The sequence below is a fragment of the Haloarcula sp. Atlit-47R genome (assembly GCF_003665985.1).
Lineage (GTDB): Archaea > Halobacteriota > Halobacteria > Halobacteriales > Haloarculaceae > Haloarcula > Haloarcula taiwanensis.
This window is the reverse complement of record NZ_QPLQ01000001.1, coordinates 323,476-343,337: the sequence shown is the minus strand read 5'-3', so window position 1 is coordinate 343,337 and position 19,862 is coordinate 323,476. Positions and strand designations below refer to the sequence as shown.

Genomic DNA, 19,862 nt, shown 5'->3' with positions numbered 1-19,862 from the left:
GTCAGCATACCGGCGGGCGTGGGACTATACGACCGGTATCTCGCAACGCGTGTTCGGCGCAGCGACGCCGACCTGCCCGAAACGGTCGCGCTGGTGATTACAGAGCGAGACCTGCTGGGTGACGGTGCATATCGGACCCTGGAGCGGTTTTTCGACTGGGCTGTTCAGTACGGCACTGACACCGTCGTCGTCTACGTGAGCGTCCTCGACGAGGAGGCGATTCCGACGCTACAGCGTGAGCTCGAAAATGTCACCGCGCCACGGGAGATAGCGGTCAGAGTACCGGACGACGAGACGACGGCCGACGCCCCGATTCAGATTTCAATCGGACTCGGCGGGCAGTCGGAGTTCGCGACGGCCGTCCAGAAACTCGCGGAAGACGTCGATGCGGGCTCACTCGACCCGGACGACATAGACGAGGCCGCGGTCGAGGAGCACCTCGTCTTCCCGACCGACCCGGACCTGGTCATCAAGACCGGGGCCGAACGGCTCTCCGATTTCATGATTTGGCAGTCCGTCTATTCGGAACTGTACTTTACCGACGTGAACTGGCAGAACTTCCGGCAGCGGGATTACTTGCGGGCGCTGCGGGATTATCAGGAGCGACAGCGGCGGTTCGGGCGGTAATCAGTCCGCGAGGTCGTACTCTTCGTCGAGTCGCTCGCGTTCGGTACTCGGGAGCGCGTCACGGAATCGCCCGAGCATCCGCTTGGCCGTCGGTAGCTCCGATTGCTCGATGGCACGAACCAGTGCCAGCGACCGCTCGGCACGGGTCGTCCGCCAGGACTGCTCTCGGTTCTGGTACGTCCGGATCGCTCGCAGGAAGTCGACTTTCCGGAACTCCGGCCAGTAGGGGGTACAGAAGAACGTGGCGGCCTCGTTGCCGTTGGCGTGCCACGGCAGGAAGTTCGAGGTGCGTTCGTCGCCGCCGGTCCGGACGATGAGGTCAACGTCGCGGGTCGGCCCCTCGTAGAGCCGTTCTTCGATGGTTTCCGCGGAGACATCCGTCGGGTCGAGAGTCCCGTCCTCGACAGCAGTGGCGATGTCGCGAGCCGCACCGAGCAGTTCGGCCCGGCCGCCGTAGGCCAGCGCGACGTTGAGATTGAGCTGGTCGTACTGGGCGGTTCGTCCCTCCGCGTAGTCGATGGCGTCACGAACCCGCTCGGGGAGCATCTCTGTCTCGCCGATGGCGCGGATACACACGCCTGCCTCGTGGACCCGGTCAGCGTCGGCAAACGTCCGGAGCTTCTGTTCGACGAGGTCGAAGATGTGTTCGCGTTCCTCGGGGTCGCGATCGAAGTTCTCCGTCGAGAACGCGTACAGGGTCACTTCACGAATGTCGAGTTCGTCACACCAGTTCAGGAGCGCCTCCGTCGTTTCAGCCCCTTCTGTGTGGCCCTTTTGCTTCTTCGTCCCTTGTTTCTCGGCGTAACGGCGGTTCCCGTCCTGAATGACAGCGACGTGGTCGGGCGTCCCGGATAGTTCCCACTGGAGCAATCGCTCGTAGGCCGCATATCCCAGTCGCTTCCCCCTCGATAGCATCGTTGTAATCATTTCAACCACTCAATAAGGGCTTTGTGGAAGGGACTGGGTACAGTTATTTCCTGCCTAATATGGTGAAATATATGCGCATAGTTTTAATATACCCCGGCTTAACGTTCAAATTGCAATGGCGACCGGTACGGTAGACTTCTTCAACGACACAGGCGGTTACGGTTTCATCGATACCGAAGACTCCGACGAGGACGTCTTCTTCCACATGGAGGACATCGACGGTCCTGACCTCGAGGAGGGGCAAGAAGTGGAATTCGAGATCGAGCAGGCCGACAAAGGCCCGCGCGCGAAAAACCTCACGCGGCTGTAACCATGGCGACAGGCACTGTAGACTTCTTCAACGATACGGGTGGCTACGGTTTCATCGAAACCGACGATGCCGACGAAGACGTGTTCTTCCACATGGAAGACGTCGGCGGCCCGGACCTCGAAGAAGGGCAAGAAGTCGAATTCGAGATCGAACAGGCAGACAAAGGCCCGCGGGCGAAGAACCTCACGCGGCTGTAGGCGAGAGCGACTCGCTTTTCGATGAGGAGTGTTGCTCGATGGAGCGGCGCGTTCCGGTAGCGCGTGTCTTCTCATCGCTATCTCCGCGCCGTCTCACGGCCCGAATATCTTCGGGTAGAGCCGACCAGCGCTCGGAATCCGAAGTGTCTTAGGGACAGGGCCGCCGACCGCATGGTATGAGCGAGGCCGACGCACTCGACGAGGACCTCTACCGCCGGACCAAACAACTACTCGAGCCGGGCGAGATTCAACTCAACGGCGCTGTCGTCCACACGGAGTACGACGGCAGTGACGAGATAGAGATGATGCAGGCCACCATCGAGGTCGGTGAAATCATCGCCGAGGGCGCGGGGCTGGACCCGACGGACACGTTCGTCTACTCCGGTAGCGACGACCCCGAGTTCGCCTCGAACCAGCATCAGGGCCTCACGCTGGACGACGAAGAGTTCGTCTGGGAGTGCCAGCAGCTCCTGCGCAACGGCTCCTTCGACTTAGTCTTCTACTACGAGGCGAGCGCCGACCACGACGGGATTCTCAAAGCTATCGAGGACGCCGGCTACGCTGTCACCGGGGTCGAAGGCGAGTAGCTACGTTAGTCGCTGGTCACCAGCCGTTCCTGGCAGTTGTGACAGTAGGTGTAGTCAGGGCCGTTCGCTGCGCCACAGATACGGCAGTTTGTTGCTTCGACGGCGGCCTGTTCGAAGTAGGCGTTGAGCTGGCCGGTGTCGCGACCGTTGGGCTGGCCGCTGAACTGCTCGACAAGCGTGTCGTGTGCGGCGTAGTCCATGAGCCGGAACATGAGAACGAACCACAGCGGCACCCCTATCAGGACGAACAGGTAGACCAGCAGCCGGACCGTCAGTTCGGCTGTCGAGATTACCACATCTGGGGTAGGGACGCAAGGAGGTAAAACGCTCCGGCGACCCGGGCGTGCGGGCTGCATTCGCCCGCCTGTCCCGGACTGCTTTTATTCGCAGAACCCCCAGATAGCGCTATGAGCGAAGACCTCGGAACAGTAGACCGGGCCGTGCTGAACGCCTTTCAGGGGGGGTTCCCGGTCGTCGAACGGCCGTTCGAGCCGGCCGCGTCGGCGCTTACCGACCACGGTGTCGACATCGACGCGGACGAACTGTTGACGCGCGTACAGGACCTCGACGACGCGGGCGTGCTCACGCGGTTCGGGGCACTCATCAACGCCGAAGCGATTGGCGGCACTGCCACGCTCGTCGCGACCCACGCCCCCGAGGAGAGCTACGACGACCATGCCGAAATTATAAACGCGTACCCGGAGGTCGCGCACAATTACGAGCGAGCACATCCGCATCTGAACATGTGGTTCGTGGTCTCGGTGGCTGAAGAAGGACGTGTCGAGGAAGTCCTGGCCGACATCGAGGCTGAAACCGGCGAGGAGACGTACAATCTCCCGAAACAGCAGGAGTTCCACGTCGGCGCGAAATTCCCCGTCGAGGGCCCACAGACGCAGGCAGTCGACTGTTCGAACTTAGGGCCGGATGTGACACCGACTGACAGCCAGTCTCTCACCGCCGACGAACTTGATCTCGTGCTTGAAATTCAAGATGGCCTCCCAGTCACTGCCACACCGTACGCCGACGTGGCCGACGAGATCGGCGCCGATGTCGACTGGGTACTGGAGACGCTACAGCGGTTCAACATGGAAGGAAAGGTCCGCCGCGTCGGCGTCATCCCGAACCACTACGCGCTCGGCTACAGTGAGAACGGGATGACCGTCTGGGACGTGCCCGACGCGGTCATCAACGAAGTGGGACCGACCATCGCCGAGTTCGACTTTGTGACCCACTGCTACGAACGGCCGCGCCACGACGGCGTCTGGCCGTACAACTTCTTCGCGATGACCCACGGGCGAAGTGAAGCGGAGAGCCAGGAGCGCATCCAGCAGGTCCGCGACCGAATGGCCGACCACTGGGACGTGACCGAGGACGACTGGGACACGCTGTTCTCGACTCGCATCCTGAAAAAGACAGGTATCAGGCTGGACGAACGAGCGCGACAGAACACCGAGACCGCGTGAACGTACGCATCTCGGACTGGAGTGTCGAATCAGGGAGCCCTAACCGATGATTCCGCTCATGCACGATTTCGAGGGTGAGACGGTACTCGTCGTTGGCGGCGGTCCGGTCGGCGCGCGCAAGGCCCGAACGTTCGCCGCGGAGGCGAGCGTCGTCGTCCTCAGTCCCGAATTCGATGATCGCGCGTTCGCGGACGCAGAAAAAGTCCGGGCCGCACCGACCCCGGAGGACGCCATGGACTGGGTCAAGCGGACCGACCCGGCGCTGGTCGTCGCCGCGACGGACGACCCGGACCTGAACGACGCCTTCAGCACTGCCGCCAATGACCACGGCGCACTCGTCAACCGCGCTGACGACCACGGTGGCCAGTCGTTTGGCAATGTCGTCGTACCGGCCACGGTACGGGACGACCCGGTGACGCTCGCGATTGCAACCGGCGGGCGCGCACCAGCGCTATCGAAGTACCTTCGCGAGGAGTTCGAAGACGAGTTCGGAAACGCTGGTCTGATGGCGGAACTCGTCGGCGACCTCCGTGAGGACCTGCGCGAGCGAGGGGTCCCGCCGGCCAAACGGCGTGACGCCGTTAGGTTCGTTGTCAGGTCACGGGAAGTTTGGAAGGCTTTAGATAGTGGCAGGTCCAAGGGTGAGCAAGTAGCTAGAGACGTGACCGGAGAGTTACCTGGTGATCAAACGTGAGAGGGGACACTGGTGCAATCGTTGGGGTCTGTATCTCCCATGAACGCGCAAGCGTCGACCAATTAGAGACTGCTGCGGCGGACAGCGAGCGCCACGCCGTCGAATCCCTGCTCGCGAATCCCGCAGTGGAAGAAGCGATTGCGCTGCAGACGTGTAACCGTACCGAGGGGTACGTTGTCGTCTCTGATCACGAGGATGGGCTCGACGCGCTCGAACTGTTTACCCGAGCCGTGCCCGACGAAGTTGTCGTCGAGATGGGTCACGAGGAGAGTCTCCGTCACTTGCTCCGGGTGGCCGCCGGGCTCGAATCGATTGTGCTGGGCGAGGACCAGATCCTCGGCCAGCTCCGGACCGCCTACGAGACCGCCCGCGGCGTCGGCGGCATCGGCCCGATGCTAGAAGACGGCATCACGAAAGCGATTCACGTCGGCGAGCGCGCCCGCACGGAGACAAAAATCAACGAGGGCGTCGTCTCGATTGCCTCCGCCGCGGTGCGTCTTCTCAAACAGGAGAGTTCGCTGGCAAACGAGACAGCGCTCGTCGTCGGGGCTGGCGAGATGGGCCAACTCGCTGCCGATGCACTCAGCGAGGAGGTAGACCGGCTGCTCGTGGCCAACCGGACGGTCCCACACGCCGAGCACGTCGCCGAATCGGTCGACATCGACGCCAGTGCGGTGGCGCTCGACGGCATCGAGGCGGCGGTCTCCGAGGCCAGTGCGGTCATTTCGGCGACGGGAAGCGGCGATCAGGTGTTCGATATCGGGACTTTCAGCGATGCCGGCGAGGTGTCAATTGTCGATATCGCACAACCGCGCGACGTTCCGGCCGGCGCGGACCGCCTCCCGTCGGTGACGGTGTACGACCTCGACGCGCTGGAGTCGGTGACCGCCGAAACGCGGAACAAGCGACAGCGAGCCGCCGAAGCGGTCGAGCGTATCGTCGACGAGGAGTTCGACCGGCTGCTCACGCAGTACAAGCGCAAGCGCGCAGACAGGGTCATCTCGACGATGTACGAGAGCGCCGAACAGGTCAAAGCCGCAGAAATAAACAGCGCACTTTCCGCGGCTGACTTCGACGAGGACCAGGCAGAAGTCATCGAAGCGATGGCCGACGCTATCGTCTCGCAGATTCTCGCCGCACCGACCAAGAGCCTGCGCGACGCCGCGGAGGAGGACGACTGGTCGACAATTCACACGGCGCTGGAGCTGTTCGACCCGGACTTCGGCGGCCCCGACCAGGCTACCCAGCCCGAATTCACCAAGGGTATGTCGGTCGAAGACATCCCGGACGGTATGCGCGACGACATCCCGAACGCGGTGCTCGACCGCCTCTCCGACGACTGACCACGCCCACCTTTTTGCCCACGCCGTCCGACGTGGTCGATATGGCAGACCTGCTCTCTGACGAAGAGATTAGCGACCGACTACCGAAAGAGTGGACCCGGGAAGGCGACGAGATCGTCCGCGTCTTCGAGTTCAACGGCTATCTCGACGCGTCGGGCTTTCTGAGCGCTGCGGCTGGCATCGCTGAGGACGCGTGGCATCACCCGGAGATGACCATCCGCTGGGGCGAGGTCGAAGTTCGACTCACGACCCACGACGCCGGTGGCATCACCGAGAACGACATTGATCTCGCCGAGCGCTTGAACGGCATCCACGACTGACAGTGTGACCGTGGACACGACTGACAGACTCGCCGCCCTCCAGCCGACTGCGCCCGACGGCGCGACCGCGCGGTACGTTTTCCGGGTAGAGGTCCGACTGGAGCCAGCCGCAGATGGGTTGTGGACCGACCCTGACCGGTTCGAGACGACGCTGTACCGGGCGGCTGACGACCCGGGGACAAGCGGCTGGCTGTTCTTCCGGGACACGCTCTGGCGGGGTGAAATCGCTGACGAACCGCACTTCCGCCGGCTCGTCGCAGACGAACTCGGCTGTCAGGTCGTTTCGGCGTCGTTCAGTGAACTCAGGACTGACGAGGCGTATTTCGACGCGCTGAAAGCCGAGATTGCGGACGACCTGTCGCTGTTCAATGCCGACTCGGTCAGCGACGTGACCAACAAGTACCTTGGTAGCTCGATCCGGGTGACGTGAAACGAGCCGCCGCTGCGTAGTCAATGGCTACAGAGCAGTTATACGCAATAAAACCGGTCGTAGGGCCCGAAAGACTTTATTAGAGAGTCTCCAAGTGATGTATCCTCATGACCACCGACTACGACTTCTGGCTGTTTGATCTCGACGGGACGCTCGTCGACATCGAGCCAGCCTACCCTCGGAAGGTGATGGGTGCTGTCGGCGACCGCCTCGGCGTCGAGTTCACCGACCGCGAACGGGATGCACTCTGGTACGGATTCGGTGGGACACGGTCACGGACGCTTGCAGAGCGCGGCGTCGACCAGCAGGAGTTCTGGCGGCTGTTCCACGAGGAGGAAGACCCCGTCGCTCGGGCGGAGGCGACGTATCTCTACGACGACGCCGAGGCGTTCCTCGCAACCCTCGATACACCGGTCGGACTGGTCACACACTGCCAGCAGTACCTCACCGAACCGGTGCTTGACCATCTCGACATCGCCGACTGGTTCGAAACAGTCGTCTGCTGTGACGACGATATCGGCTGGAAGCCCGACCCGAAACCGGTCGAACTGGCGATGCGGGAGCTGGGTGTCTGGTACAACGGCCACAGCGGCGTGCTGGCAGGGGACAATCCGTCAGACATCGGTGCGGCGTGGAACGCAGGCCTTGATGGCGTCCACGTTGGTCGGCGGTCCCCGGCGGAGACGGGACGGTGCGTGCGCGGCGACAGACGCGTCGCCACGTTGCTCGATCTGGCGTCGTCTCAGGGCAGGTAGTCCCAGTCCTCGACGGTGACGGCCGTTCCGGCATCGATACCGGCCTCGTCCGCCGGCACGGACACCCAGCCATCGGCCCGGGTCGCTGTCGCGAGGTCAACACCGGGCAGCGGCGTTGCCGTCCCGTCGCTTACGGCGACCGGAGTAAACGTCTCGATGCCGGTCTGACTGTCGACGTGCGCTGCGAGCGTCGCTCGTGTTTCGGGATGAGGAGACAGCGGGGCATGGGCAAACGTCTTCAAGAGCGGGCGCACGAGCTGAACAGCGCCGACGCGGGCAGCGCCTGCCGACTCCGGCAGCAGTACTACCGGTCGGTTCTCGACGACGGCTAGTCCGGCCCGACGGCCGGGGTCGATCGCGAGGCGGTCCGCAAGCACCTCGCCGAGTTCGGCGACGATTTCTCGGAGCGTATCACCCGGCTCCGTTCCGGTAACGACGATCATATCACGGGTAAGGTCGCGCTGGATGGCCATCCGGAGCGCCGGCGCGTCGTCGGCGACTGGGTCCCGGTAGGTCACCTTCCCGCCCCACCGGTCGACGTACTGAGCAAGCGTGAACCCCGCCGTCTCGACCTTGCTGGCCGTGCTGGCATCCGGTCGGAGTTCGTCACCGGTTGGTATGATTCCGGCCTGCGGTCGCTGGCGGACGAGCAGTTCGGAGACGCCGGTTGCCCGCAGCAGCCTCACGTCGCCGGGCCGTACCTGATGGCCCTGTTCGAAGACAGTATCGTCGACCGAGATATCTGCCTCCTCGACAGGCTCGTTCGCTGTCGTATCTGTCGCCAGAATGCGTCCGACGGCGACGGAGAGCGGAATTCTGTCCGTCCGGTCGATGGGTCCGGCAACACTGCCGATTCGGCGGCGGGCGGTCTCCAGCGAGAGCGACGCAGCATCCGACGGCGAGGGGCCAGCCATACCCGTACTAGCAGCCGCTCTATCAAAAGTACCCTGCGTAGTGGCGCTGTCGCGATGCGGTGCCGGTTCAGCCACCGCGGCGACGCTGCTTTGTGCTGGCTGCCGCGTGTGGCGACGTTGCTCTCAGCCGGCTGCCGCGCCCTAGCCGTCGGTCGGCATAACTGGGAACATTTTTTTCAGCCGGGTCCGGCATCGACGTATGGTCCTCCCGCAACTGGTTGCCACCGTCTTCTTGCTCATCGGTAGCGTCGTCCTCTTCCGCGGCGGCCAGGAACTCCAAACGGTGTTTCACATCCTCCGGAACGATCCGGTCCCGGTGCGCTCGCTCGATGGCCACACCGGCCCCGTCGAAATCACCGGTACGGCTGTCGCCCACGAGGAGGGCGAGACCGTTACGGCCCCCTTCACCGGCAGCGAGTGTCTGGCATACACCTACGAGGTCGAGGAGTACCGGTCGTCCGGGAAACACTCACACTGGGAGACGCTGGACGAGGGACAGAACGGCGTCGACTTCGTCGTCGACGACGGGAACGACCGCGTCCGAGTGAACCCCGATGGAGCGGACGTGCGATTCGAGTCTCAGTCAGTGACGGTGTCTCCCGGAACTGAACTCCCCGAGCGCTTGGCCGACTACGTCGAGCGAACGGAGGGCGTCGAGGCGCAGGACGGCTCCGTAAACCTCCTCGTGACGGAGATCAGCCTGGGGAACAAACAGCGCTTTACCGAGCGCCGACTGGACGTTGGGGAGGACGTGTACGTCTACGGCCAGGCGATGCGCGGCCCCGCAACAGAATGGGGGAGCAATCTGGTCGACGCCATCGTCGGGGACGGCAACGCGACGCCGGTATTCGTTATCTCCGACACCAGCGAGCGTGGTACTGCCCGACGGATTGTTCGGGGCAGTATCGCCGAAGTCGCGTTCGGACTTGTCGCAGTCCTCATCGGCGCTGCCGTCCTCCTCTCCGTCCTCCTGTAGTAGCGAAGACCGTCGGGTTTACCACAGCCTACCACCTAGACGAGCGTATGTCTGCCCTGCGTGAAGCGCTTCGGGACCTTCCCGATGCCGTGTTCGCGGACGTGCTCGAATCCGAGGACGAATACCTGCTCGTGCTCGACCTGCCGGGTGTGGCCGCGGATACAATCGACGTGACCGTTGAAGGGGGCCGCCTTCGCATCGACGGGCAACGGACCAAGGATGTGCCCGGAGAGTTCACCTTCGTCCGCGAGGACCGCTCTGTCTTCCTCGATGCCGAACTCCCGCTCCCGCCGGACACGACCGGTCAGGGCGGAGAGGGAACCGTGGAAAACGGCGTCCTCGAACTCCGCCTGCCGAAGGCAACAGCCGCACCGAGTACGACGATTCCGATCGACGGGGACTGACTCAGAGGTGGCAATCCGGTGAACCTTCGCGCGTACTGGCGGTTCCTCGTCGTCGCTCGTCACTTCCTGCCCCTGTTGGTCGCGTACGCACGAGACCGAAAACGGTTCTTCGTGATCGGCTCATCGCGCCGCGTCACGTCCGAACAGCGTCGCAAACGAGCACAGCAACTACTGGACTCGCTGTTGACGCTCGGCCCGACCTTTATCAAACTCGGCCAGATCCTCTCGACGCGGCCGGATGTTTTGCCACCGGAGTACATCGAGGAGTTCTCGAAGCTACAGGACCGCGTGCCACCGGCTAACTGGGACGAGGCGCGGGTCGTCCTCGAAGACGAACTCGGCCCTGTCGACGACCGCTTCGACGAGTTCGAGACGGAGGCGATAAGCGGCGCGTCGCTCGGGCAGGTGTACCTGGCGGAGGTCGACGGCGAGAAGGTCGCGGTCAAGATTCGCCGCCCCGGCATTGAGGCGCTGGTCGAGGCTGACCTGCGGGTCGTCCGCTGGTCGCTGCCGCTGTTGATGTATTTCATCGACGACTCCCGGTCGTTCTCGCTGGAGACGCTCGCCGACGAGTTCTCGAAGACCATCCGCGAGGAGATGGACTACCAGCGCGAGGGGCGGATGCTCACCGAAATCCGGGAGAACTTCCGGGACAACGACCGCATCTGCATCCCCAAGGTCAAGGAGTCCCACTCCACCCAGCGGGTTCTGACGATGGAGTACGTCCCCGGCACGAAAATAAACGACATCGACAGCCTCGATGCGGGCGGTATCGACCGGACGGAGCTGGCTGAGACGCTCCAGCGGGCGTACCTCCAGATGATTATCGACGACGGCGTGTTCCACGCCGACCCCCACCCGGGGAACCTCGCGGTCCAGGACGACGGGACGCTGGTCTTCTACGACTTCGGGATGTCCGGCCGGGTCGACCCGTTCGTCCAGGACAAGATAATCGACTTCTACGCCGCCGTCGCCGACCAGGACATCGACGCCATCCTCGACGCCCTCATCGAGATGGGGACGCTCTCGCCGGAGGCCGACCGGCAAGTGATGGGCGATGTGATGGAACTGGCCATCGCCGACGCTCGCGGCGAGGATATCGAGCAGTACCGCGTCCAGCAGATCATCCAGCAGGTCGAGGACACGATCTACGAGTTTCCGCTCCGACTGCCGGCGAACCTGGCGCTCGTATTGCGCGTCGCCACAGTCGTCGAAGGCGTCTGTGTCACCCTCGATGAGGACTTCGACTTCATCGGCGTCGCCACCGACTACCTGCGCGAGGAGGGGTACATCGCCGAGGGCGTGCGGAACTTCGTCGAGGACCGCGCAACCGAAGTGTCCGATGCCGCCCGGTCGGCCGTCCGGATCCCGCCGAAACTGGAGTCCGCCCTCGACAGGGTCGAGCGTGAGGACTTCCGCGTACAGGCCGACATCGAGGACTCCGACGGCCTGCTCGCGACGATGACGAAGCGACTCATCCTCGGGATGTTGCTCGCGAGCACGCTGTTCTCGACAGCGTTCCTGTACACGCAGGCGTCGCTGCCGGCCACCGGTGTCGGCATCGCCGGAACCGTCGGTCTCTCTCTGGCGCTGTGGTGGTCATTCCGCTCAAAGAAGGCTGTCCGCGCCAAGCCACAGTTCACGCGACAGAGTATGCGCGAGCAAGACCGGGAGAGTCCGGGCGGACTCAACACCTCTTTCGGCGAGGACACCGACGACGCCTACAGCGGCGACTGAACGCCGACCGAGTTGGGGGTCAAAGCCGCTTTTCGAAGTGAACGAGTTCGTACTCGCCCTGTGTCGACCGGCCGACCTCCTGATACCCCTCGTCGCGGTAGAACGCGACCGCGGCGGGCTGGCTCTGTGATGTCGTCGCAAGCAGGACCTCGTACCCCCGCTCAGCCACTTGCTGTTCGAGTCTGTGCAGGAGTCGACGACCGTAGCCACGCCGCTGCCGGGACGGAGCGACCCGCATCCGGTGGAGTTCGGCCGCGCCGGGCACAGTCCGCTCGTCGGCGTGGCCGACCTCGTTCGGGAGGAACCCCCCCATCGCGGCGAGGCCGCCGTCGAACGTCTCCGGCAGTTCGTCGTCGACGGCGGGAACGACACCGACGAGAAACGCGCCGCCGGTGTCGAAATACCGCGTTTCGATGTGTCTCAGGTCTGACGTCCCGGGGATGTCGCTGGGGTCGTTGCCGGTCGCACGGATCGCCCGCTCGTGGAGACGCCAGACGGCGGCGGCGTCTCGGTCGTCGTAGGACCGAAACTGAATCTGGTCGGTCATCGAATACGCTCTGGACGACTCATTGTCGAAGTGAGGCTTTAATTCTACCTTATCAGCGTATGGTTCTATTATAGCCGCCTGAATTTATCCGGAACGTTCAGTATTCCGGCTCTGGTACAGGGGGTATGAGAAAATCCGGTGGCACGTGCTGGGTGCAACCCCCCGTTTGCGGACGCGATACGTCGATACCATTGCGATCAAGGGGGCATGTGAGTCGACAATGACGGCCCCAGCAACCAACAACGTGGTGTTGGTCACGATTGATTCGCTGCGGGCGGACGCACTGGGTGGCGCTGACAGCGTCTCCCCTGTCATGGACTCGCTCGCCGAATCTGGCGTCGTCTTCGAAAACGCCGCCGCACAGGGAAACTGGACGCCGTTCTCGTTTCCCAGCATCCACGGGTCACGGCCAGTGTTCGCGGAGAGCGAGGACATCGGTCTGGCGTCGACGCCGACGCTGGCCGAGCAGGTGTCCGATGCCGGCATCGAGACCGCAGGCTTCAACGCCGCAAACGGCTTTCTCACCGATCACTGGGGGTACGACCGCGGGTTCGACGAGTTCGAGCCGTTCGTCGACAGCGGCGGCTACAGCAAGTACCTGGCGGCCCACCCGACGATTCAGGCCTGGGTCCAGCTGGGAACCTCGCCGTTCCGACGCGCTGCGACCGTTCTCAGCGGCGGGTCCGACGAACGCCCCTTCGCTGACGTGTCCCGGATGGGAGACCTCGAAGACCACGCGACTGAGTTCCTGAAGACGACCGATGGGCCGTTCTTCCTGTGGGTCCATTACATGGACACGCACACGCCGTACGTGCCGGCACCGCGGCATATTCGCGAAGTGTCGGACAACCACTTCGGCGTTCTCCGGATGCTCACGTCCCACCTCCGAACCGGGCTGGGCTGGGAAGTCGACGACCGGACGCTGGAGACACTTCGGACCCTGTACGAGGCGACAGTCCGGCAGGTCGACGCCAGCGTCGGTCGGCTACTCGACACCCTCGAAACCGAGGGCCACCGCGACGATACGGCCATCATCGTCGCCGGCGACCACGGTGAGGAGTTCCTCGAACACGGCCATCTCGCCCACTACCCCAAGCTCTATCGAGAACTCATCGACGTTCCCTACATCGTCTCGACGCCGGACAGCGAGGACCAGTCGGTCGAGACGCCGGTCGGCCTCGATACAATCGCGCCGACAGTGTGTGACCTGCTGTCGCTCACGCCCGCGGCGGAGTGGGACGGGGAGTCTGTCGCTCCGGCGGTCCACGGCGCGGCTATCGAGGACCGCGGCCCCATCGTCTCCGCAGCGGTCCGGGGCGAGAGCGTGACCAGCCAACCGATTCCACGGAGCCGCGCGGACGGGGAACTCCTCCTCAGCGCACGTGACGAGCGCTACACGTACATCGAGTTCACAGAGTCGGGCCGTCAAGAACTGTACGACCGGACGAACGACCCCGAGGAGCAGGTCGACCTGTGTTCGGACTCGACGGACGCCGACCCGCCCGCGACCGTTCTCGACCGGCTTTCGGATGCTGTCGCTGAGCACCTCGCCACACTCGACAGCGACGGGAACGGAGCTGGAACCACTGAAGCGTCCGACGAAATAACAGCACGGTTAAAGGCGCTCGGTTATCAGTAAGGCTGTATGGCGTCTGCTGTCGTCACACCGGCCCGGCGACAGCAACTCGTCCGGTTTTTCCTCGTCGGCGTGGTCGCGGCATCCGCCCAGACGGTGTTGCTGTGGTCGTTCGTCGATGTCGGCGGTCTAAACTACATCCTCGGGGCGGCGCTCGCTATCGAACTCACGATACTGTTTCAGTACGTCCTCAACAACGCCTGGACGTTTCACCGCTCGCAACACTCGACGCTCAAAGAGTACATGCTGGGGATGGGGAAGACGAACCTCGTCCGGGGAACGGCAATTCCGCTCCAGCTGGGCCTCCTCTATGCGTTCGTCACCTGGGGCGGCGTGACGTACCTCATAGGGAACGGCGGCGCAATCGTCATTACTGGCGTGTACCGGTACGCGCTGGACGCCCACTGGACGTGGGGTTAGACCGTCGGAACGGGGACCTCGTCGAGCACGCTCTGGATGACCGTTCCCTTGTCCACCTGCTCGACGCGGGCATCAGGGGTTAACACCAGTCTGTGTGCCAGCACCGGCTGTGCGACCCGCTTGATGTCGTCCGGCGCAACGTACTCCCGGCCCGCGATTGTCGCCATCGCTCGCGTCGCCTCGAACAGCCGCTGGGTCCCACGTGGTGAGACTCCAACATCCACGCGGTAGTCGTCCCTGGTCGCCCGGACGAGGTCAGCCATGTACTGCAGCAGGTCGTCGTCGACGGTGACCGTCTCCGGGACACTCCGGAGTTCCGTGACCGATGCCGCGTCGAGTATCGGTTCCACGGTCGGGCTCTGTGTCGTCCGGCCGGCACGCCGCCGGAGGAGCTCGACCTCGCCTTCGTCGTCGGGGTAGCCGAGTGACGTCTTTGCCAGGAATCTGTCGACCTGTGCCTCCGGCAACTCGAAGGTCCCCTCCATATCGACCGGGTTCTGCGTGGCGATGACGAAGAACGGCTCGGGCAGGTCGTACGTGTCTCCGTCGACGGTGACCTGTCCTTCCTCCATCGCTTCGAGCAGCGCGGACTGTGTCTTGGGCGGTGCGCGGTTGATTTCGTCGGCCAGTACGACGTTGGCGAACACTGGCCCTTCAGTGAATTCGAAGCTCCGGGTCTCCTCGTTGAAGATGTGTGTTCCCGTGATATCGGCCGGCAGGAGGTCCGGCGTGAACTGGATGCGGGAGAAAGACAGTCCCAGCGCGGTCGCGACGCTGCGGGCGGTCAGCGTCTTCCCTGTGCCGGGCACGTCTTCGAGGAGGACGTGGCCCTTCGCGACAACACCCAGCAGCACCGTCTCGAAGAAACCGCGGTCAGCGATGACGGCACTCCCGATCTCGTCGAGGATCTGACTCGACACCTCGCTTGCCTCGGTAGCGTCCATAGTCTGTCATGTTACGGGTCCGATAAAGGGGTGTCGAGTCCGAAATCGAAACCCCTAAAGAGCAAACGGCGGTACTGATGGATGAGCCGAGGTAGCCTAGCCTGGCCAAGGCGGTTGCTTCGAGAGCAACTGTCCTCACGGACTCAGGAGTTCAAATCTCCTCCTCGGCGTTCTCTGTACCAGAACCGGTGAGCGTCGCGAGTCTGAATGCTGTAGCAGACAGTAGAAACCCGGATGAGGAGCCGCGGTACGATGCTGTGACCACCGCCCGTGGTTCGCCTCCGCTCCCCGGGCTCTCTGACTGAACACCGGGCGATAGCACTGGGGCCGAGCGGGCCGTTTCCGGTCGACTGCCAGTCAGGTCAGCAAGAAAATCAGCACGCTGATCGTCATGACGATGAGAATAAACGCCGCGGCAAGCGCACCGCCCATCGACACCATCGCGTTGGCGGTCGAAGCCAGCGTCTCGGTTCGGTCGTTGCCAAACACCGTCACGGTCACCTGTTCGCTCGCCATCCCGGCCTCGACGGGTTCAAGATCGGCGACGGCTCTGTCGACGAGGTCCCCGATGAGCGCAACGATTTCCTTCTCGGGGATGGCCTGCCCGACCTGATTCTCGGCCTCGACAGTATTGACGATGTGGGTGTCGCTGGTCATCACCTCCATCATATCCACGCCTTCGGCGGCGTCGATGATGCGCTGACGGAGGCCCGGCTCCATGTTGTTGCCGTCGATGAGTACGTACGCCGTCCGCTGGTCGTTGACCTCGAAGACACAGACCCGGATACCGAGCGGGCCGATGCCCTCCGCAGGCTCCCAGGGCGTTGCGTCCCAGGCGACCCCACAGCGGAGTTGGCCAGTTTCGGCGTCTGTGAGCAGGCTCCCGAGCTGGCCAGCTCCGTGGAGCATATCGAAGGACCGCTGACTGCCGGGCACGACGTGGCCGAGGTCGTCGCCTTCGAGTCCGTCGTTGCAGTTGTGCGCGTCGACCAGCAGCACGTCTTCCAGCCCGTCGGCCCGTGCTTCCGACATCGCTGAGAGTCCGACGGCGTACTCCACGTCGTCGGCACAGCCTGGCGCATACGTGTTCACGACGAGCGCGTCGGAGCCAAATGCCTGTCCCGTCAGCGTGGCCTCGCCCTCGGTGACTCGGTGGCCTGCCGTCGCATGGCTGTCGTATTCGATGTGCTGGTACGCTGTCTCGGCCGTCGACAGAATCTTGTCGACTTCCCGCTCTGTGACGAGGTTGAAGTCGTGGCCGGCAGTCGCGTGGGGCGGGAATGCGAGGCCGTCAGCCGACTCGGCGACGCGTCTGGGGAGGTTCCCCCCGCCGATCTCACCCATCGGACCGGGGTGAATCATCGGCAGGACGAACCGGGCTTTCTCCTCACCGTCCGGCCGACGGACCGACAGCAAGGTGACCGGAACGACGGCCTCTTCGCCGATATCCTCGAAGAACTCCTCCAGTTCACGCGTGCCCTCGGCGATGTGGCCGATGAAGCCCCGGAGGAAATCTAGCGCGGAAACACCCAGCGAGGAGCGCCACGGTTGGTCGATGACGACGAGGAACAGCCAGACCGCCAGCGCGTAGATGACACAGATAACCGCGAGAATGATGAAGTCTTCCGGGATGAACCCCTGGACCTGTGGCGGGACCTCTTCGGGGCGAGAAAGGTACTCCCGGAGCATCGGGTCTTCGAGGATGAACGCGGTCGCCCCGCTGTATATCGCCAGCAACACGGCGGCAGTGACTGTCTGGACGCTCGCCGGAATCGTCGCTTTCAGCAGTGAGTGCCGCGAGACGGCCATCAGTATCAGCAGCCGGAAGGCGAATATCGACGCCAGCGCGACTAGCAACACGTCGAAGACGAAGTTCTGCCCGAGGCGGACAGTAAAGATGGCGATGAGGCCGGCAACGGTCAGCATCGCGATGGTGATGAGCTCACAGATGACTGCAAGCAAAGTGGCCCGGTTTGGGGTGAGTTGCCCGCCCAACTGGCGGTCGACCCACGGCGTCACGGCACTGGCGATTGAAGTCGGCAGGCCGATGAGAAACACGCCCTGCCAGGCGTCGTCAAGGATGAACCGTGAGTCGAACGCAACGATGCCAGTCATCGCGGCGATGATCAGCGCGAAGGCGAGGCTCGTATACCAGGTCGGAGCCCTGAAAATAAATCGAGAAAGGCTAGCAAGATTTCCCTGTGTCGCCGTCATTTTTGTATCACACCCTACGAGCGAATATAAAACCAGTTACATTCTTCCCCGGCGGTTACTGGCGGGCGACAGACTGCTGATCACACACCGACAGGAAGTTCTCGAACACTTCTTCGCCCTCTTCGGTGTGAGCGACCTCCGGATGCCACTGGACGCCGTATATCGCCTCGTCCGTGTTGCTCATGGCCTCGACGCCACAGACATCGGAAGTCGCGGTTCGCTCGAATCCGGGTGGGACCTCCTTCACTTCGTCAGCGTGGCTGGCCCACACACGCGTGTCGGGATACAGCGAACCGAGGAGCGGGTCGTCCTCGTCGAGAATGTCGACCGTCACGTCCGCGTAGCCACCGTACTCGCCGCTGCCGACCCGGCCGCCGAGTTCGTCGGCGATGAGTTGCATGCCCAGGCAGATGCCGAGCACGGGAACGTCGAGGTCGAGGTACTCGGGACAGTTCCCGATATCGTCCATATCCGGGCCGCCCGAGAGGACGATGCCGTCGGCGTCAATCTCTTCGGGTGGGGTCGTGTTGTCCCTGAGCGAAACGTCGACGCCCATGTCACGGAGCGCGCGTTGCTCCAGATGTGTGAACTGTCCGTGATTGTCGATAACGTCGATTCGGGTCATTACTGACGCGAAGGCCGCGAAGGCGTATATATCTCCTGATGCGGTCGACGGGTCCCCTCGCGTCCGGTTTCAGGGCCACTCTCGAAGGGTCTGGCGAATCTCGTCGAGGACCGTCGGGCCGCACAGTTCCAGCGTCACGACATTGCCGTCGTCCGAGGTTGTGAGGTGTACGGCCCCGCCGTAACTTTCGACGATCCACGTCGTCAGCCACAGTCCGACTCCTTTCGAGTGGTGCAGTTGCGTCTCCTCTCCGCTGTCGAGGACCTCCCGTTCGTGCTGTGGAATCGACGGACAGTTATCGCCGATGTGGACGAACACGGTTCGGCCGTGTTCTTCGACCGAAATATACAGTGTCGGGGTCTCCTCGCAGTGGACGACTGCGTTCTCGACAACATTCCGGAACACGATGTCGAGCATCCAGTCGGCGTACACCTGCGACTGTTCAGGGAGGTCGAGTTCGACGGTGGCCTCCGGGTGTGACTGCGTGATCTGTTTCGCCTGTTCTCTGATACACGGTACGAGGTCAATCGGCTCCTGTGCGCGGCGGTCCGCATCGAACGCGAACTCTATCTGTCTCGCCTTCTCTGTGGTGTCGATGATGCCATCGATGGTCCCGCTCAGCTGCTCGACGTGTGCACGCGACTTCGGGCTGCCGCGTTCTGCCGTCTCCCGCTGCAGTTCGCCGAGGTGTCCGAGTGCCACGTTGAGATTGTTCCGGAGGTCGTGCCTGAGCACTCGAAACAACACTTCGTTGCTCTGTGCGAGTCGGCGTCTGGACCGCCGGAGTTCGAGCAGCCATCCGAACAAAATCCCGCCGAACCCGCCGACTGCGACCCCGCTTGCGAGTATCGACGGGATCATCGAGGACTGCGGCATCGGGGCGAGCAGTACGACGATTTTGATGAGCGTAAACAGCGCGATGCCCAGCCCGCACCACTCCGCAGCAGTCCATATCTGGTCGCCGGACAGTCCGCTCACCGGAAGCCAGTAGTTCGCCGCTACTAGAGCTAGCGCCGGTGTCAGCCCCACGCTGAGGATGACCATGTCAATCAGGGACGGGCGGACGGTAGAGATGCCGTGGGCGAGCAGTGCGCCGGTAATCACAACACCGGTTGCGACGACATATCCCGTCCCCAGCGACTGCTTCGTGAGCGCCGGAGAGGTCACTATACTACTCAGTTACTGTGATCCTACTTATCGGTCTGCCACCAGATATCAAATTTGATATTAAGATGGAGTTACGAGTCGTCGTAGCGGTCGGCTGCCGATTCAAACCCCAGTTCGGATTGCTCCTTAGAGCGGCGCTGTTCCCGTTGTGCGATGGCTTCGGGGTCTGGATTCACGTCGTCGTCGAGCCGCGCCCAGGACTGGTGGATTTTGGCGTGACACCACCGGCAGAGAAACACCGTTATTTCGTGCGATAGCTCGTCGCCGTCGCCGCGGTACGAGAGGTGGTGTTCCTCCAGTAGCGGCCGCTCGTCGGAGTGGGCCATACGCCGCTCTTCGAGTCCGCAGCGAACACACTCCCGGTCGTGATTCCGGGAGCGGAAATGCGGGCAGTCGGCCCAGTCCCATTCCGGCTCTGTGTCTGCATCTGCGTCGTCGGGCGCGATTGCTGCCGGACAGCGAAAGTCGTCAGCGCTCCGTGTGTTGGCGAATTCGGGGTCGTGGCGGCCGTGTTCGCGCGCCCAGCGGCACTTCCCCTCGCTGGTAACGAAGTCACACCGCGTCACGTGGTCATACGGGTCGTCAACGCCGACGGATGTCCCCCCGGGAGCCTTCTCCATGTCAT

The 19,862-nt window shown here is 63.2% G+C and carries 24 protein-coding genes and 1 tRNA gene; 16 read left to right on the top strand and 9 right to left on the bottom strand.

Annotated features, from left to right (window positions below; genetic code table 11):
* Window positions 1-18 precede the first annotated feature (18 nt).
* Window positions 19-627, top strand: a complete 609-nt coding sequence (locus tag DVK00_RS01845) for an undecaprenyl diphosphate synthase family protein (protein WP_101350671.1) — start codon at window positions 19-21, stop codon at window positions 625-627.
* Here DVK00_RS01845 and uppS read toward each other — a convergent pair whose 3' ends face one another.
* Entirely contained in the window at window positions 628-1,554 is a 927-nt protein-coding gene (uppS, locus tag DVK00_RS01840) for a polyprenyl diphosphate synthase (RefSeq protein ID WP_121535209.1), read from the bottom strand.
* 115 nt (window positions 1,555-1,669) lie between these two features.
* On the opposite strand from uppS, the gene DVK00_RS01835 reads away from it, so the two are divergent.
* The 3 genes from DVK00_RS01835 to DVK00_RS01825 all read left to right on the top strand — a co-directional run bounded on the left by DVK00_RS01835 (window position 1,670) and on the right by DVK00_RS01825 (window position 2,648).
* A complete protein-coding gene (locus DVK00_RS01835; RefSeq protein ID WP_004517065.1) occupies window positions 1,670-1,864 on the top strand; it encodes a cold-shock protein in 195 nt (64 codons plus the stop codon).
* Between the two features lie 2 nt (window positions 1,865-1,866).
* Complete coding sequence (locus tag DVK00_RS01830) at window positions 1,867-2,061, top strand: cold-shock protein (protein ID WP_004517064.1); 195 nt, start codon at window positions 1,867-1,869, stop codon at window positions 2,059-2,061.
* Between the two features lie 176 nt (window positions 2,062-2,237).
* A complete protein-coding gene (locus DVK00_RS01825; RefSeq protein ID WP_121511644.1) occupies window positions 2,238-2,648 on the top strand; it encodes a DUF5778 family protein in 411 nt (136 codons plus the stop codon).
* 5 nt (window positions 2,649-2,653) lie between these two features.
* Here the strand turns inward: DVK00_RS01825 and DVK00_RS01820 are convergent, their stop codons facing one another.
* Window positions 2,654-2,944: a hypothetical protein gene (locus DVK00_RS01820; RefSeq protein WP_101350668.1), complete on the bottom strand. Its 291-nt coding sequence runs from the start codon at window positions 2,942-2,944 to the stop codon at window positions 2,654-2,656.
* 111 nt (window positions 2,945-3,055) lie between these two features.
* On the opposite strand from DVK00_RS01820, the gene DVK00_RS01815 reads away from it, so the two are divergent.
* The 6 genes from DVK00_RS01815 to DVK00_RS01790 all read left to right on the top strand — a co-directional run bounded on the left by DVK00_RS01815 (window position 3,056) and on the right by DVK00_RS01790 (window position 7,653).
* On the top strand, window positions 3,056-4,111 hold the full coding sequence (locus DVK00_RS01815; protein ID WP_121577140.1) for an Lrp/AsnC family transcriptional regulator: 1,056 nt from the start codon (window positions 3,056-3,058) through the stop codon (window positions 4,109-4,111).
* A gap of 46 nt (window positions 4,112-4,157) precedes the next feature.
* Window positions 4,158-4,805 carry a bifunctional precorrin-2 dehydrogenase/sirohydrochlorin ferrochelatase gene (locus DVK00_RS01810; protein ID WP_101350666.1) on the top strand — a complete coding sequence of 216 codons (648 nt, stop codon included), beginning with the start codon at window positions 4,158-4,160 and terminating at the stop codon, window positions 4,803-4,805.
* The gene (hemA, locus tag DVK00_RS01805) at window positions 4,802-6,148 is read left to right on the top strand and encodes a glutamyl-tRNA reductase (RefSeq protein ID WP_101350665.1); all 1,347 of its coding nucleotides are present in this window, start codon (window positions 4,802-4,804) and stop codon (window positions 6,146-6,148) included. Before DVK00_RS01810 ends, hemA begins: the two co-directional genes overlap by 4 nt.
* Before the next feature lie 41 nt (window positions 6,149-6,189).
* Window positions 6,190-6,468 (top strand): 4a-hydroxytetrahydrobiopterin dehydratase, encoded by a 279-nt coding sequence (locus DVK00_RS01800; protein WP_101350664.1) that lies wholly within the window; start codon window positions 6,190-6,192, stop codon window positions 6,466-6,468.
* Window positions 6,469-6,478: 10 nt separating this feature from the next.
* The gene (gene lwrS, locus DVK00_RS01795; RefSeq protein WP_101351465.1) at window positions 6,479-6,898 is read left to right on the top strand and encodes an LWR-salt protein; all 420 of its coding nucleotides are present in this window, start codon (window positions 6,479-6,481) and stop codon (window positions 6,896-6,898) included.
* 107 nt (window positions 6,899-7,005) lie between these two features.
* A complete protein-coding gene (locus tag DVK00_RS01790; protein ID WP_101350663.1) occupies window positions 7,006-7,653 on the top strand; it encodes an HAD family hydrolase in 648 nt (215 codons plus the stop codon).
* On the opposite strand, the gene DVK00_RS01785 is transcribed toward DVK00_RS01790, so the two are convergent.
* Window positions 7,641-8,567, bottom strand: a complete 927-nt coding sequence (locus DVK00_RS01785) for a molybdopterin-binding protein (RefSeq protein ID WP_121577139.1) — start codon at window positions 8,565-8,567, stop codon at window positions 7,641-7,643. The two genes, DVK00_RS01790 and DVK00_RS01785, sit on opposite strands and share 13 nt — an antisense overlap.
* Before the next feature lie 199 nt (window positions 8,568-8,766).
* On the opposite strand from DVK00_RS01785, the gene DVK00_RS01780 reads away from it, so the two are divergent.
* Genes DVK00_RS01780 through DVK00_RS01770 form a run of 3 tightly spaced genes read left to right on the top strand, consistent with a single transcriptional unit; the run spans window position 8,767 to window position 11,684 of the window.
* Window positions 8,767-9,543: a GIDE domain-containing protein gene (locus tag DVK00_RS01780; protein ID WP_101350661.1), complete on the top strand. Its 777-nt coding sequence runs from the start codon at window positions 8,767-8,769 to the stop codon at window positions 9,541-9,543.
* A 47-nt stretch (window positions 9,544-9,590) separates the two neighbouring features.
* Entirely contained in the window at window positions 9,591-9,947 is a 357-nt protein-coding gene (locus DVK00_RS01775) for an Hsp20/alpha crystallin family protein (RefSeq protein ID WP_121577138.1), read from the top strand.
* 18 nt (window positions 9,948-9,965) lie between these two features.
* A complete protein-coding gene (locus DVK00_RS01770; RefSeq protein WP_101350659.1) occupies window positions 9,966-11,684 on the top strand; it encodes an AarF/ABC1/UbiB kinase family protein in 1,719 nt (572 codons plus the stop codon).
* A 19-nt stretch (window positions 11,685-11,703) separates the two neighbouring features.
* On the opposite strand, the gene DVK00_RS01765 is transcribed toward DVK00_RS01770, so the two are convergent.
* A complete protein-coding gene (locus DVK00_RS01765) occupies window positions 11,704-12,231 on the bottom strand; it encodes a GNAT family N-acetyltransferase (RefSeq protein WP_121535205.1) in 528 nt (175 codons plus the stop codon).
* Window positions 12,232-12,451: 220 nt separating this feature from the next.
* Here DVK00_RS01765 and DVK00_RS01760 point away from each other — a divergent pair, with 220 nt between their 5' ends.
* Both DVK00_RS01760 and DVK00_RS01755 read left to right on the top strand, forming a co-directional pair.
* Window positions 12,452-13,870 (top strand): sulfatase-like hydrolase/transferase, encoded by a 1,419-nt coding sequence (locus DVK00_RS01760; protein ID WP_121535204.1) that lies wholly within the window; start codon window positions 12,452-12,454, stop codon window positions 13,868-13,870.
* A gap of 6 nt (window positions 13,871-13,876) precedes the next feature.
* Window positions 13,877-14,287 carry a GtrA family protein gene (locus DVK00_RS01755; protein WP_101350656.1) on the top strand — a complete coding sequence of 137 codons (411 nt, stop codon included), beginning with the start codon at window positions 13,877-13,879 and terminating at the stop codon, window positions 14,285-14,287.
* On the opposite strand, the gene DVK00_RS01750 is transcribed toward DVK00_RS01755, so the two are convergent.
* Window positions 14,284-15,231, bottom strand: a complete 948-nt coding sequence (locus DVK00_RS01750; protein WP_101350655.1) for a MoxR family ATPase — start codon at window positions 15,229-15,231, stop codon at window positions 14,284-14,286. The genes DVK00_RS01755 and DVK00_RS01750 overlap by 4 nt on opposite strands.
* An 85-nt stretch (window positions 15,232-15,316) precedes the next feature.
* On the opposite strand from DVK00_RS01750, the gene DVK00_RS01745 reads away from it, so the two are divergent.
* A tRNA-Ser gene (locus tag DVK00_RS01745) sits at window positions 15,317-15,401 on the top strand.
* Between the two features lie 187 nt (window positions 15,402-15,588).
* Here the strand turns inward: DVK00_RS01745 and DVK00_RS01740 are convergent.
* The 4 genes from DVK00_RS01740 to DVK00_RS01725 form a co-directional block, all read right to left on the bottom strand.
* Window positions 15,589-17,445 carry a DUF2070 family protein gene (locus DVK00_RS01740; protein ID WP_101350654.1) on the bottom strand — a complete coding sequence of 619 codons (1,857 nt, stop codon included), beginning with the start codon at window positions 17,443-17,445 and terminating at the stop codon, window positions 15,589-15,591.
* A 55-nt stretch (window positions 17,446-17,500) separates the two neighbouring features.
* Window positions 17,501-18,070: a GMP synthase subunit A gene (locus DVK00_RS01735; RefSeq protein WP_121577137.1), complete on the bottom strand. Its 570-nt coding sequence runs from the start codon at window positions 18,068-18,070 to the stop codon at window positions 17,501-17,503.
* A 69-nt stretch (window positions 18,071-18,139) separates the two neighbouring features.
* Window positions 18,140-19,237 carry an ATP-binding protein gene (locus DVK00_RS01730; protein WP_121535202.1) on the bottom strand — a complete coding sequence of 366 codons (1,098 nt, stop codon included), beginning with the start codon at window positions 19,235-19,237 and terminating at the stop codon, window positions 18,140-18,142.
* 71 nt (window positions 19,238-19,308) lie between these two features.
* The gene (locus DVK00_RS01725) at window positions 19,309-19,857 is read right to left on the bottom strand and encodes a hypothetical protein (protein ID WP_121535201.1); all 549 of its coding nucleotides are present in this window, start codon (window positions 19,855-19,857) and stop codon (window positions 19,309-19,311) included.
* Window positions 19,858-19,862 lie beyond the last annotated feature (5 nt).

What these genes read in the sequence shown, in the direction of transcription:
- uppS (WP_121535209.1), bottom strand. Translation starts at nt 1,554, where the DNA reads ATGATTACAACGATGCTATCGAGGGGGAAGCGACTGGGATATGCGGCC.
- DVK00_RS01835 (WP_004517065.1), top strand. Translation starts at nt 1,670, where the DNA reads ATGGCGACCGGTACGGTAGACTTCTTCAACGACACAGGCGGTTACGGT.
- DVK00_RS01830 (WP_004517064.1), top strand. Translation starts at nt 1,867, where the DNA reads ATGGCGACAGGCACTGTAGACTTCTTCAACGATACGGGTGGCTACGGT.
- DVK00_RS01825 (WP_121511644.1), top strand. Translation starts at nt 2,238, where the DNA reads ATGAGCGAGGCCGACGCACTCGACGAGGACCTCTACCGCCGGACCAAA.
- DVK00_RS01815 (WP_121577140.1), top strand. Translation starts at nt 3,056, where the DNA reads ATGAGCGAAGACCTCGGAACAGTAGACCGGGCCGTGCTGAACGCCTTT.
- DVK00_RS01810 (WP_101350666.1), top strand. Translation starts at nt 4,158, where the DNA reads ATGATTCCGCTCATGCACGATTTCGAGGGTGAGACGGTACTCGTCGTT.
- DVK00_RS01800 (WP_101350664.1), top strand. Translation starts at nt 6,190, where the DNA reads ATGGCAGACCTGCTCTCTGACGAAGAGATTAGCGACCGACTACCGAAA.
- DVK00_RS01790 (WP_101350663.1), top strand. Translation starts at nt 7,006, where the DNA reads ATGACCACCGACTACGACTTCTGGCTGTTTGATCTCGACGGGACGCTC.
- DVK00_RS01785 (WP_121577139.1), bottom strand. Translation starts at nt 8,567, where the DNA reads ATGGCTGGCCCCTCGCCGTCGGATGCTGCGTCGCTCTCGCTGGAGACC.
- DVK00_RS01780 (WP_101350661.1), top strand. Translation starts at nt 8,767, where the DNA reads ATGGTCCTCCCGCAACTGGTTGCCACCGTCTTCTTGCTCATCGGTAGC.
- DVK00_RS01775 (WP_121577138.1), top strand. Translation starts at nt 9,591, where the DNA reads ATGTCTGCCCTGCGTGAAGCGCTTCGGGACCTTCCCGATGCCGTGTTC.
- DVK00_RS01765 (WP_121535205.1), bottom strand. Translation starts at nt 12,231, where the DNA reads ATGACCGACCAGATTCAGTTTCGGTCCTACGACGACCGAGACGCCGCC.
- DVK00_RS01760 (WP_121535204.1), top strand. Translation starts at nt 12,452, where the DNA reads ATGACGGCCCCAGCAACCAACAACGTGGTGTTGGTCACGATTGATTCG.
- DVK00_RS01755 (WP_101350656.1), top strand. Translation starts at nt 13,877, where the DNA reads ATGGCGTCTGCTGTCGTCACACCGGCCCGGCGACAGCAACTCGTCCGG.
- DVK00_RS01750 (WP_101350655.1), bottom strand. Translation starts at nt 15,231, where the DNA reads ATGGACGCTACCGAGGCAAGCGAGGTGTCGAGTCAGATCCTCGACGAG.
- DVK00_RS01740 (WP_101350654.1), bottom strand. Translation starts at nt 17,445, where the DNA reads ATGACGGCGACACAGGGAAATCTTGCTAGCCTTTCTCGATTTATTTTC.
- DVK00_RS01735 (WP_121577137.1), bottom strand. Translation starts at nt 18,070, where the DNA reads ATGACCCGAATCGACGTTATCGACAATCACGGACAGTTCACACATCTG.
- DVK00_RS01725 (WP_121535201.1), bottom strand. Translation starts at nt 19,857, where the DNA reads ATGGAGAAGGCTCCCGGGGGGACATCCGTCGGCGTTGACGACCCGTAT.